Origin of the sequence: Neglectibacter sp. X4 (assembly GCF_009917365.1) — a bacterium.
Taxonomy (GTDB): domain Bacteria; phylum Bacillota; class Clostridia; order Oscillospirales; family Acutalibacteraceae; genus Acutalibacter.
On the sequence record NZ_QWLE01000159.1, the window covers coordinates 1 to 414 of the forward strand.

General features: G+C 39.9%; 1 protein-coding gene. It reads right to left on the minus strand.

Annotated features, from left to right (window positions below; genetic code table 11):
* Positions 1 to 414 (minus strand): hypothetical protein (locus D1841_RS18810; RefSeq protein ID WP_207710197.1); only part of this gene is annotated, 414 nt, incomplete at both ends.

Sequence of the window (414 nt, forward strand, 5' to 3'; positions counted from 1 at the left end):
AAGGCTGTGAGCAGATAGACTCCACTCGTAGCGTTTTTATTCTGCATAGGGATGTCAATTGTTGCAGATGTACTAGACAATACAAAAGCATCGGAAATCGTTAAGATAGCGCCTTTTAGCCTACTCTCCACGCCAGAAGAAGAAGATTTTGCTGCCCACAATATCAAAAATTTATTATCACTGATTTGTGTATGTGCACTCGGAACCGAGATTACTCTGTAATTACTGTATGTAGGGTCAACCTTTAGTTTCGTGCCGTAGGTTATTTCATCATTATCATCTATCGTGATAACTCGTGCACACAAACCATCTCCCTCATATGTTCTCTCTGAATAAACCATAAGCAAGTGATTTACGTCAAGTCGTGTAATATCAATGTAATAATCGTTTCTTGGGTCGCCCGTCGCTTTTTCT